We start from the raw sequence: 11,393 nt of genomic DNA on the forward strand, positions 1-11,393 counted from the left end.
CCGCGGCGGCGGCGGCCCCGGCTCCGCCCGGACGGAGCCGGGGGAGGACCGCCCCCGCCGCGTGTGCCCGGTCCGCTCAGCGGGCGGGCAGCGAGATGCGGGCGGCCGACATGCCGAAGGTGGAACCGAGGACGCCGGTGGAGATCGGGTCGCCCAGCCGGTGCAGGTCCTCCTCCCGGTAACGGACGGTCTTCTGGTGCCAGTTGAGGATTCCGGCGAGCCAGTCCTTCAACTCGCCCACGTACGCGTCGAGTCCGGACCTGGCGTCCTCGTCCAGCTTCCAGTCGTCGTAGAGCAGCGGGAGCTGGTTCGCGACGATGTGCTCGAACTCCTCGGTGCGCTGCGTCATCAGCGCATGGCAGATGTGCAGTGCCTGCGGGTAGTCGATGTCGAAGAAGTTGCGCGTGACGAGCACGTAGTTGTGCACCTCGCCCTCGACCTCCACCTCCTTCTGGTAGGAGAAGATGTCGTTCAGCAGGCAGGCGGAGTCGGCGGCCGCGTTCTCCAGGGAGCGGATGGTGCCGGAGGCGTAGATCTCGTCCGGGATGCCGCGGCCCGCCTGGCCGAGCCGGCACAGGTACATCGTGAGGTGCGAGCCGAAGGTGTGGCGGCGCATCTCGGCGTAGTCCACCGGGTCGGGGATGCGGTTGTGGATCTGGTTCTCCGTCTCCCACAGCCAGCTCTGCAGCATGCTGACGAGGGTGGCCCGGAACTCGGTGCGGACCTCGGGGGACATGTCCTTCGAGGTGCGCACCCACAGGTCGCCGAGGGACCGCTCCATCGCGGTGGCGGGCACCGCCTGTTCGGCGTGGTCCACCGGGATCATGGCGACGAGCCGGGCGGTGGTGGCCTTGGCGGCCGGCAGGTTCTTGGCCTGGGCGAAGACCACCGGATAGTAGTCGTCCCCGTACGTGCCCCAGGTCAGCCAGCAGGCGTTGAGGGTCAGCGCCTCGGGGGTGGCGTCGGGATCGATGCCCGCGGAGCAGAGGGCGAAGTCGTAGCCGCGCAGCTTCTCCTCGTTCCAGATCGCCGACCCGGGATCCCCGGGCTGCGGGTCGAGCAGGCCCATCTCCCGGGCCCAGGCGACGGATCGCTCGCGCGCGTGGGCGTGGTGCGGGCTGAGCGCGAGCGGGAACGGCATGTAGACGTCCGGGACGACGGACGGGCCGGTGTGCTCGAAGGGGACGTGGGTGAAGGAGCGGCGGCGCAGCTCCAGGGCGCGCGGGGTCAGGATGGAGCGGAGGTCGAGGGCGGTGGTGCCGAGACCCGACGGCATGAAGGGCAGGGTGAGCGGCGCGGTGGCCCGGGCCTCCTTGTTCATGTAGCGGCTGGAGACCATGTGCCATTCGTGGCCGCCGGACTGCCAGTCCTGCAGGCCCTTGGCGTAGGCGAGGACGGCGGCGATCTCCGCGGGGTCCATGGCGTGGTCGGTGAAGAGCTGGGGGAGTTCGGCCAGGGCGGTCTGCTCGAACTGCTGCAGCCGGGAGGTGAGGAGGTCGTTGGAGGCCTCGGCGGCCTCCTGTGTGGTGCAGCCGAGGAAGGTCTCCAGCACCAGGACGGCGTTGGAGAGTTCGCCCTCGTCGGCGACCTCGCGCTCGTAGGAGAAGAGGTCGTTCCTGATGTGCACGGCGTCGGAGAAGGCGTCGCGCAGCACCCCGAGCGGGCGGGAGCGCGCGACGCGCGCCGGTACCTCCGCCGCCACGTACTCGACGAGCCCGGCCGACCAGGGGGCGCCGCCGACCTTGCGGCGCATCTCGATGTATTCGAGGGGGTTGGCCACCCGCCCGATGTCGATGTTGGCGAGCTCCCACATCGACTCGTCGAGCAGGTTCTTGGTGGACTCCGAGAACCGTTCCCGCCAGTCCGTCGACATGGCGGGGACGGTGCGGGCCCACAGGTCGGCGAGACCCGCCTCGACGGGGTTGGTGGCCTCGGGGAAGCCGCCCGACAGGTCCTTGGGCATGAAGGCGGCGAGCCGGTCTAGGTAGGCCTTCGCGCCGGCGCGGTCCTGGGAGCGCTTGAACATCTCCAGGAAGTGGTCGTCGAAGAAGAACACCCACACGTACCAGTCGGTGACCAGCGACAGCGCCTCGCTGTCGCAGTCGGGGTGGGTGTACGAGCACAGCAGGGCGTAGTCGTGCGAGTCGAGGTCGCTCTCTTCCCAGACGCCGGAACCCTCCAGCATTCCGAAGTCGCGGGCCCACTTCTTGGTGTGGACCCTCGCGTCCTCCAGGTGCGGGTTCAGTCGCGCCGGATAAGGCACATAGAAATCCGGCAGTTGAAACGGCTGCGTCACGGCGGGGTGGGCCTTTCGTCTGTCTGTCTCGCGGAGGGAACCGGGGGATCGGAGGAATCCGAGGAACCGGATCAGGCGGAAGGCCCTGAAGGGGGCCCTCCGCACGAGATCAGCACTGCCCTACCCATGACGCCGGTGCGATAAGGGGGAGTTCACTTCATCAGGTGACGCGGGTGCCGTTTCGCGACGCGGAAGGCCGTCGGCCGGTAGGGGCGCGCCTCAGCCTTCGGCGGACTTCCGCTGGTCGAACGCCGGGTAGAACGTGCGCAGCAGGTCGAAGGTCTCGGGGAAGGCGAGCTGGCCGGGGGCGGAGCTGGCGCCGAAGAAGGAGTAGGTGATCCGCGAGCCGAGGGCGGGGAAGAAGACGCGGGAGACCGCGCCCCTCTCGCCCATGGCGATGACGATCAGCCGCGTGCCGTCGGCGCCGGCGCTCAGGAGCAGCGAGGCGAGCCGTCGTACGTCCTCGTCGGACCGCACCATGGTGGACACCTTGACCACGTCGGCGCCGGCGCTCTTCGCGCCGTCGATGACGGCCTGGAGTTCTTCCGTGCCGGGGGTCAATTCAAAATTGTGATAGGAGACGACCGCCACGGTGTCGTGCCGGTGTGCGGCCTCGATCACCTCGGTGAGGATTTCCCCGGAGGAGAGTTCGATGTCCACGGCGTCGACCTGAGGGGCGAGTGCGCGGAACAGCTCGAGGCGCTGCGATTCCGTGCCCTTCCACGCGCCGCCCTCACGGGCGGAACGGAGCGTGGCCAGCACCGGCAGGGCCTTGAACGCGTCCACCTGTGCCAGGACATGGGCCGTTTCGGTCCGGGCGTACCGGTCGACGCGCAGCTCGGCCACATCGACGCCGGCGGCCTTCGCGGCGTGTGCGCGCGGCTCGGTGTCGCTGTCGTCGAAGCTGACGGCCACCAGCGGAATGCCGCCGTCGAGAAGCGCCCGCAGTGAATTCATTTCCTGGTCACAGCCTTTTCGATTCTGGATATCCGACGCGAACCACATGGTGAACGGGGCGGATTATACGCGGAATCGCCGAGCGGGACGGGGGGCGACCGCCCTGTGGCCGGGCGCGCGCGCGGGCGCGCCGGGTGAACCCGCGGGGAGCCCCTGAAGGCGGTGGTGTCGCAGCGCGGGATGTCTGTCCGCCCGGCGGCGCCCGTCCCCGGCCCGCGGTCCGGCGGGACGGTGACGGGCGCCTCAGGCTGTCCGGCGGGCCCCAGGTCCCCGCCGGGAGGGCCGTGGTCAGGGCCCCGACGGGCCGCGGACCGGCTCCGCGACGGCTACTCGCCCTCCCCTTCGAGGTTGCCCTCGGTGTCCAGGTACACCTGGCGCAGCGCTTCCAGGACCTGCGGGTCCGGCTTCTCCCACATGCCGCGGGACTCCGCCTCCAGCAGCCGCTCCGCGATCCCGTGCAGGGCCCAGGGGTTGGCCTCCTCGAGGAAGGCGCGGTTCTCCGGGTCCAGGACGTACGTCTCGGTCAGCTTGTCGTACATCCAGTCGGCCACCACGCCGGTCGTGGCGTCGTACCCGAAGAGGTAGTCGACCGTCGCCGCCAGCTCGAAGGCCCCCTTGTAACCGTGGCGGCGCATCGCCTCGATCCACTTCGGGTTGACGACCCGGGCGCGGAAGACGCGGGAGGTCTCCTCCACCAGCGTGCGCGTCTTGACCGTCTCCGGGCGGGTCGAGTCGCCGATGTACGCCTCGGGGGCCGTGCCGCGCAGTGCGCGGACGGTGGCCACCATGCCGCCGTGGTACTGGAAGTAGTCGTCCGAGTCCGCGATGTCGTGCTCGCGGGTGTCCGTGTTCTTCGCCGCGACGGTGATCCGCTTGTAGGCGGTCTCCATCTCGTCGCGCGCCGGGCGTCCTTCGAGACCGCGGCCGTACGCGTACCCGCCCCACACCGTGTAGACCTCCGCGAGGTCGGCGTCCGTGCGCCAGTCCCGGGAGTCGATCAGCTGCAGGATGCCCGCGCCGTAGGTACCCGGCCGCGAGCCGAAGATACGGGTCGTCGCGCGCCGCTCGTCACCGTGCACGGCCAGGTCCGCCTGCGCGTGGGCCCGTACGAAGTTGTCCTCCGCGGGCTCCTCCAGCGAGGCGGCCAGCCGTACCGCGTCGTCCAGCAGGCCGATGACGTGCGGGAACGCGTCGCGGAAGAAGCCCGAGATGCGCAGGGTGACGTCGATGCGCGGGCGGCCGAGCTGGGCGAGCGGGATCGGCTCCAGGCCGGTCACGCGGCGCGAGGCCTCGTCCCAGACCGGGCGGACGCCCAGCAGCGCCATGGCCTCGGCCACGTCGTCGCCCGAGGTGCGCATCGCGCTCGTGCCCCACAGGGACAGGCCGACGGACGCGGGCCATTCGCCGTTGTCCGTGCGGTAGCGGTTCAGGAGGGAGTCGGCGAGCGCCTGGCCGGTCTCCCACGCGAGGCGGGAGGGGACGGCCTTCGGGTCGACCGAGTAGAAGTTCCGGCCGGTGGGCAGCACGTTGACGAGGCCGCGCAGCGGGGAGCCGGACGGGCCCGCCGGGACGAAGGACCCGTCCAGCGCGCTGACGACGTGGGCGATCTCGTCGGTGGTCCCCGCCAGGCGCGGGACGACCTCGCGGGCCGCGAAGTCCAGTACGGCCGCCACGTCCGCCGAGTGTCCGCCGGCCACGGAGGCGACGGCCTCCGGGGCCCAGTCCGCGTCCTCCATCGCCTGGACCAGCGCACGGGCCGTGGCCTCCGCCTCGTCGGCGGTGGTGCGGGTGGCCGCGGACTCGTCGAGGCCGAGCGCCTCGCGCAGACCCGGGAGCGCGGTCGTACCGCCCCAGATCTGACGGGCGCGCAGGATGGCGAGGACCAGGTTGACGCGGGCGTCACCGGTCGGGGCGCCGCCCAGGACGTGCAGACCGTCGCGGATCTGGGCGTCCTTGACCTCGCACAGCCAGCCGTCGACGTGCAGCAGGAAGTCGTCGAAGCCCTCGTCGTCGGGACGCTGCTCCAGACCCAGGTCGTGGTCGAGCTTCGCGGCCTGGATCAGCGTCCAGATCTGGGCGCGGATGGCCGGCAGCTTCGCCGGGTCCATCGCGGAGATCTGGGCGTACTCGTCCAGGTGCTGCTCGAGGCGCGCGATGTCGCCGTACGACTCCGCGCGCGCCATCGGCGGCACCAGGTGGTCGACCAGGGTGGCGTGCACGCGGCGCTTGGCCTGGGTGCCCTCGCCGGGGTCGTTCACCAGGAACGGGTAGACGAGGGGCAGGTCGCCGAGCGCGGCGTCGGGCGCGCAGGCGGCCGACAGGCCGGCGTTCTTGCCCGGCAGCCACTCCAGGTTGCCGTGCTTGCCCAGGTGGATCATCGCGTCGGCGCCGAAACCGCCGTCGTCCGCGCGGGCCTGGATCCAGCGGTACGCGGCCAGGTAGTGGTGCGAGGGCGGCAGGTCCGGGTCGTGGTAGATCGCGATCGGGTTCTCGCCGAAGCCGCGCGGAGGCTGGATCAGGATGAGCAGGTTCCCGCGGCGCAGGGCCGCGAGCACGATGTCGCCCTCGGGGTTGGCCGAGCGGTCCACGAACATGTTGCCGGGGGCCTCGCCCCAGTGCCGCTCGACGCTCTCGCGCAGCTCGGCCGGGAGCTCGGCGAACCAGCGCCGGTAGTCGGCCGCCGGGATCCGGACCGGGTTGCGGGCCAGCTGCTCCTCGGTGAGCCAGTCCTGGTCGTGGCCGCCGGCCTCGATCAGGGCGCGGATCAGCTCGTCGCCGTCACCGGACACCAGACCCGGGACGTCCTCGACGGGCCCGAAGTCGTAGCCGCCCGCGATGAGGGTGCGCAGCAGTTCCACGGCGCTGGCCGGGGTGTCGAGGCCGACCGCGTTGCCGATGCGGGAGTGCTTGGTGGGGTACGCGGAGAGGACGAGCGCGATCTTCTTGTCGCGGCGCTCGATGTGCCGCAGGCGGGCGTGGCGCACGGCGATGCCGGCCACGCGGGCGGCGCGCTCGGGGTCGGCGACGTAGGCGGGCAGGCCGTCCTCGTCCAGCTCCTTGAAGGAGAAGGGGACGGTGATCAGGCGGCCGTCGAACTCCGGGACGGCGACCTGGGTGGCTGCGTCGAGCGGGGACAGGCCCTCGTCGTTCTCCTCCCAGGCGCTGCGCGAACCGGTCAGGCACAGGGCCTGGAGGACCGGCACGCCGAGGCCGGCGAGCGCGCCCGCGTCCCAGGACTCGTCGTCACCGCCCGCCGAGGCGGTCGCGGGCTTGGTGCCGCCGGCGGCGAGGACGGTGGTGACCACCGCGTCCACGGACTCCAGCTCGGCGATCAGCTCCGGCTCCGGGGTGCGCAGCGAGGAGACGTAGAGCGGGACGGGACGGGCGCCGTGGGCCTCGACGGCCTCGCAGAGGGCGTGCACGAAGGCGGTGTTGCCGCTCATCTGGTGGGCGCGGTAGTAGAGCACGGCGATCCTGGGGCCGGTGTCCTGCCGCGCGGTCCGCTCCAGCGGGCCCCAGGTGGGGGAGGCCGCCGGGGGCTCGAAGCCGTGGCCGGTGAGCAGCACGGTGTCGGAGAGGAAGCGTGCCAGCTGGTCCAGGTTGGCCGGGCCGCCGTGGGCGAGGTAGCCGTGGGCCTCGGCGGCGATGCCGATCGGCACCGTCGAGGCCTCCATCAGCTGTGCGTCCGGGGCCTGTTCGCCGGTCAGGACGACGACGGGGCGGGTCTGGGAGGGGGCGAGGAGCAGGTCCAGGCCGTCCTGCCAGGCGCGCAGTCCGCCGAGGAGGCGCACGACGACCAGGTCGACGCCGTCGAGGAGACCGGGCAGGTCGTCGAGGGGGAGGCGGGAGGGGTTCGCGAACCGGTACGGGACGGGGCCGTCCGCGGCGGCGCGGGCACTGAGCAGATCGGTGTCGGACGTCGACAGCAGCAGGATCATGCGGCGGCAGGCCTTCCTCGGGGTTTCCGCGCCCCGGGCAGTGAGGACAACGGGAGTTCCTGACTCATCCGGTGGCCGTGGCCCTCGGATTCACAGTGGCGGGACCGCGCCGGAATCGCACCGGGCTTCCTCCCATGTCGCCGTCCTCGGCGATGACGGGCCGTGCGGTCCGTCGAAGGTCATCCTAGGCGGCAGGGGTCCCGGCGGGGAGTCCGGGGCGGTCCGGGGCAAGTCAGGGACGGTCCGGTACGGTCCGGGGCGCGGTCGGGGAGGGCCCGGAGGCACCGGTCGTGGCCGGTCGTGGCCGGTTCGGGGTGGTGATCGACACAGGAGACGGGCGCAGAATCGTGGGTATGCTCGCCGCCATGCCCACGCCCCCCTCCGCCGCCGCGCGGGACGAACCCGTCATACGGGATCGCGGCGACGCCTGCCCCGGCGCGCTGCGGCTGCACGCGGCGGACGACGGCTTCCTGGCGCGGATCCGGATACCGGCGGGCCTGCTCACCAGCGGGCAGGCCTCGGTCCTCGGGCTCGCCGCCGACCGCTTCGGCGACGGACACCTGGAACTCACCTCGCGCGGCAACGTCCAGCTGCGCGGACTCGCGGACGGCTGCGGCGCCGAGCTGGCGGAGCTGCTGGACGCGGCGGGTCTGCTGCCCGCACCCGGCCACGAGCGGGTGCGCAACGTCGTGGCGACGCCGACGTCCGGGATCCTCGGCGACGGACGGCCCGATGTGGTCCCGTGGGTACGGGAATTGGACCGGCTGCTCTGTGCGAGCGCACGGGCGACGGCCCTGTCCGGACGGTTCCTGTTCGCCGTCGACGACGGGCGCGGGGACGTCGCCGCCCTCGACCCCGACGTCACCGTGCTCGGCAGGGCGCAGGACCGGGCGCTGATCCGGCTCGGCGCGGCCGCCGACGCCGTGGAGGTGCCGGCCCCGGACGCACCCCGGGCGGCGCTGCTGGCCGCCGAGTACTTCCTCGACGCCGTCGACGCGGCGGGCACCCGCGCCTGGCGGGTGGCCGAGCTGCCCCCCGGACACGCCCTGGGCGCCGAGGAGTTCACCGGACGACTCACCGCCGCCGGCATCGCGGCGACCCGGAAGGGCGAGGTGGCGTGGCCCTACGCGCCGCCACCCCGGCCCTGGGGTCCGGGCACCGGCGACCGCACGCCCCTGTGCGTGCTGCTCCCGCTCGGCCGGCTGACCTCCGGTCAGTGGCGGGTGCTGGTGGAGGCCGCCGACCGGGGGGACGGCGAACTGCGCGTCACCCCGTGGCGGAGCGTGGTCCTGCCCGGCGCGAGCACCCGGCGGCCGATCGACGGCTACGCCCGGCTCGAGGCCGCAGGCCTGGTCGTCGCACCCGACGGGCCCTGGGAGTCCGTCACCGCCTGTACCGGGCGGCCCGGCTGCGCCAAGGCCCTGTCCGACGTGCGCGGCGACGCGAGGGCCCTCGTCCACGAGGCGCGCGGGACCTCGCCCGTCCACTGGTCCGGATGCGAACGCCGGTGCGGGCACCCGCGGGGCACCGCGTGGGTCGACCTCGTAGCCACGCCCGAGGGGTACCGGCTCGACGGGCGTCCGGTGCCGAGAGAAGAACTTGCAGGGGCTGTCGCCGACGCGCGCAGCCGGTCCCGAGTGTCCGAAGGCGCAGTGAAGAGATGAGCGAGTACACCGTGTTCGAGTACGAGAAGGACGGCGCCGAGATCTACCGCCAGTCCTTTGCCACGATCCGCGCCGAGGCGGACCTCTCCGGGCTGCCGGCCTCGGTCGCCCAGGTCGCGGTGCGCATGATTCACGCCTGCGGGATGACCGACCTGACGCGCGACCTGGGCTACACGCCCGAGGTCGTCCTGCGGGCGCGCGCCGCCCTGGAGGCCGGCGCGCCGGTCCTGTGCGACGTGCAGATGGTCGCCAGCGGGGTGACCCGCAAGCGGCTGCCCGCCGGCAACGAGGTGATCTGCACCCTGTCCGACCCGGCCGTGCCCGGGCTCGCCGCGAAGATGGGTACGACGCGCAGCGCCGCCGCCCTCGAAGTCTGGCGCGACCGAGGCCTGTTGGAGGGATCGGTGATCGCCGTGGGCAATGCGCCGACCGCGCTCTTCCGGCTGCTGGAGATGATCGAGGAGGGGGCCCCGCGCCCCGCCGCCGTCATCGGGGTCCCGGTGGGGTTCATCGGCGCCGCCGAGTCCAAGGACGCCCTCGCCGCGCACGCCTCGGGGCTCGACCACCTGATCGTCCGGGGGCGGCGCGGTGGCAGCGCCATGGCCGCGGCCGCCGTCAACGCCATTGCGAGCGTGGCCGAATGAGCACCGCGAGCGCAGGGAACGCAGGGACCGCCGCAGGAACCGCAGGAACCGCAGGAAAGCTCTACGGCGTCGGGCTCGGCCCCGGCGACCCGTCGCTGATGACGCTGCGCGCCGTCGAGGTGATCGCGGAGGCGGATGTCGTCGCGTACCACTCCGCGCGGCACGGCCGCTCCATCGCCCGCTCGATCGCCGCGAAGCACCTGCGCGCCGACCACGTCGAGGAGCCGCTGGTCTACCCGGTCACCACCGAGACCACCGACCACCCCGGCGGCTACCAGGGCGCCATGGAGGAGTTCTACGAGGCCTCCGCCGCCCGGCTCGCCGCCCACCTCGACGCCGGCCGGACCGTGGCCGTCCTCGCCGAGGGCGACCCGCTCTTCTACGGCTCGTACATGCACATGCACAAGCGGCTCGCGGACCGGTACGTGGCCGAGGTGATCCCCGGAGTGACCTCGGTGAGCGCCGCCGCCGCCCGGCTCGGCACCCCGCTGGTGGAGGGCGAGGAGGTGCTGACGATCCTGCCCGGCACCCTGCCCGAGGAGGAGCTCACCGCGCGCCTCGCCGCCACCGACTCGGCGGTCGTGATGAAACTCGGCCGCACGTTCCCCGCCGTACGGCGCGCGATGGACAAGAGCGGCCGGCTCGCCGAGGCGCGGTACGTGGAGCGCGCGACGATGGCGGGCGAACGGACCGGAGTCCTCGCCGACACCGACCCCGACAGCGTGCCGTACTTCGCCGTCGCCGTGGTGCCCAGCCGGATCGGCAACCCGGGCAGCGTGCCCTCCGGGCCCGGCGAGGTCGCCGTGGTCGGCACCGGACCGGCCGGTCCGCTGTGGCTCACCGCCGAGACGCGGCGGGTGCTGGCCGACGCCGAAGTGCTCGTCGGCTACACCACGTACCTGGACCGGGTCCCGGTGAAGCCGGGCCAGCTGCGGCACGGCTCCGACAACAAGGTGGAGTCCGAGCGCGCCGAGTTCGCGCTCGACCTCGCCCGGCGCGGCAAGCGGGTGGCCGTGGTCTCCGGCGGAGACCCCGGGGTCTTCGCCATGGCGACCGCCGTCCTGGAGGTCGCGGACCAGGCCCGGTACAAGGACGTGCCCGTACGGGTGCTGCCCGGGGTGACGGCCGCCAACGCGGCGGCCGCCGCGGCCGGTGCGCCGCTCGGCCACGACTACGCCACCCTCTCGCTCTCCGACCGGCTCAAGCCGTGGGAGGTCATCGCGGAGCGGCTGCGCGCCGCCGCCGCGGCCGACCTGGTGCTCGCCCTGTACAACCCGGGCTCCCGCAGCCGGACGTGGCAGGTGGCCCAGGCCCGCGAACTCCTGCTGGAACTGCGCGCCCCGCAGACCCCGGTGGTCGTCGCGCGCGACGTGGGCGGCCCGGAGCAGTCCGTCCGCATCGTGACGCTCGCCGAACTGGAGCCGTCCGAGGTCGACATGAGGACGATCCTGCTGATCGGCTCCTCCCAGACCCAGGTCACCGAACGCTCCGACGGCTCGCGCGTGACGTGGACGCCGCGACGGTACGGGTGAGCGGCGCCGGGCAGGCCCCTCGGCGGGGGTAGCCGGCACGGCCGAGAGGAGGCCCGGGGCGTCGCCCCGGGCCTCTCGCTGCGCTGGGGTCCTGCCGGGCGCTGGGCCTCGTACGGCGCCGGGCCCTCTGCGGAGACGGCCTCTTCGCGGTGCCGGGCCCTTCACGGTGCCGGGCCTTTCATGGGGACGTCCTGTGCGGTGGCGGCCGTTCGCGGCGCGCGCGGATCCCTACCGGGCCGGGGGGACGGTCACGGTCATGATCGGAGTCGGGGGGCCCGTCGGGGGAGTCCAGTTCAGGGTGGGCGTGTGGGGCGGTGCGGGCGGCGGGTGGGGGCCGCCGTAGGGGTTCTGCGGCACCGAGG

At 73.1% G+C, this 11,393-nt stretch carries 6 protein-coding genes and 1 riboswitch; of the genes, 3 read left to right on the top strand and 3 right to left on the bottom strand.

The features are described 5' to 3' along the window. Positions 1 to 76 precede the first annotated feature (76 nt). The 3 genes from ABZY44_RS21355 to cobN form a co-directional block, all read right to left on the bottom strand. Positions 77 to 2,296 (bottom strand): germacradienol/geosmin synthase, encoded by a 2,220-nt coding sequence (locus ABZY44_RS21355; protein WP_356656079.1) that lies wholly within the window; start codon positions 2,294 to 2,296, stop codon positions 77 to 79. 219 nt (positions 2,297 to 2,515) lie between these two features. After that, a complete protein-coding gene (gene aroD, locus ABZY44_RS21360; protein WP_356656081.1) occupies positions 2,516 to 3,253 on the bottom strand; it encodes a type I 3-dehydroquinate dehydratase in 738 nt (245 codons plus the stop codon). 326 nt (positions 3,254 to 3,579) lie between these two features. Continuing rightward, on the bottom strand, positions 3,580 to 7,191 hold the full coding sequence (gene cobN, locus ABZY44_RS21365; RefSeq protein WP_356656083.1) for a cobaltochelatase subunit CobN: 3,612 nt from the start codon (positions 7,189 to 7,191) through the stop codon (positions 3,580 to 3,582). A gap of 32 nt (positions 7,192 to 7,223) precedes the next feature. Further along, positions 7,224 to 7,372, bottom strand: a riboswitch (cobalamin riboswitch). A 184-nt stretch (positions 7,373 to 7,556) separates the two neighbouring features. On the opposite strand from cobN, the gene cobG reads away from it, so the two are divergent. From cobG to ABZY44_RS21380, 3 genes are read left to right on the top strand one after another with little or no spacing between them, the layout of a single operon-like run. Then, positions 7,557 to 8,855 (top strand): precorrin-3B synthase, encoded by a 1,299-nt coding sequence (cobG, locus tag ABZY44_RS21370; protein ID WP_356656085.1) that lies wholly within the window; start codon positions 7,557 to 7,559, stop codon positions 8,853 to 8,855. Continuing rightward, complete coding sequence (locus tag ABZY44_RS21375; RefSeq protein WP_356656087.1) at positions 8,852 to 9,499, top strand: precorrin-8X methylmutase; 648 nt, start codon at positions 8,852 to 8,854, stop codon at positions 9,497 to 9,499. The genes cobG and ABZY44_RS21375 overlap by 4 nt, the downstream gene beginning before the upstream one ends. Further along, positions 9,496 to 11,031, top strand: a complete 1,536-nt coding sequence (locus ABZY44_RS21380) for a precorrin-2 C(20)-methyltransferase (protein ID WP_356656089.1) — start codon at positions 9,496 to 9,498, stop codon at positions 11,029 to 11,031. Before ABZY44_RS21375 ends, ABZY44_RS21380 begins: the two co-directional genes overlap by 4 nt. Positions 11,032 to 11,393: the final 362 nt, after the last annotated feature.

The organism is Streptomyces sp. NPDC006544 (assembly GCF_040611715.1).
Taxonomy (GTDB): Bacteria; Actinomycetota; Actinomycetes; order Streptomycetales; family Streptomycetaceae; genus Streptomyces.

Bases quoted from the DNA above. Each gene is read 5' to 3' on its own strand.
- aroD (WP_356656081.1), bottom strand. From the start codon at position 3,253: ATGAATTCACTGCGGGCGCTTCTCGACGGCGGCATTCCGCTGGTGGCC.
- cobN (WP_356656083.1), bottom strand. From the start codon at position 7,191: ATGATCCTGCTGCTGTCGACGTCCGACACCGATCTGCTCAGTGCCCGC.
- cobG (WP_356656085.1), top strand. From the start codon at position 7,557: ATGCCCACGCCCCCCTCCGCCGCCGCGCGGGACGAACCCGTCATACGG.
- ABZY44_RS21375 (WP_356656087.1), top strand. From the start codon at position 8,852: ATGAGCGAGTACACCGTGTTCGAGTACGAGAAGGACGGCGCCGAGATC.
- ABZY44_RS21380 (WP_356656089.1), top strand. From the start codon at position 9,496: ATGAGCACCGCGAGCGCAGGGAACGCAGGGACCGCCGCAGGAACCGCA.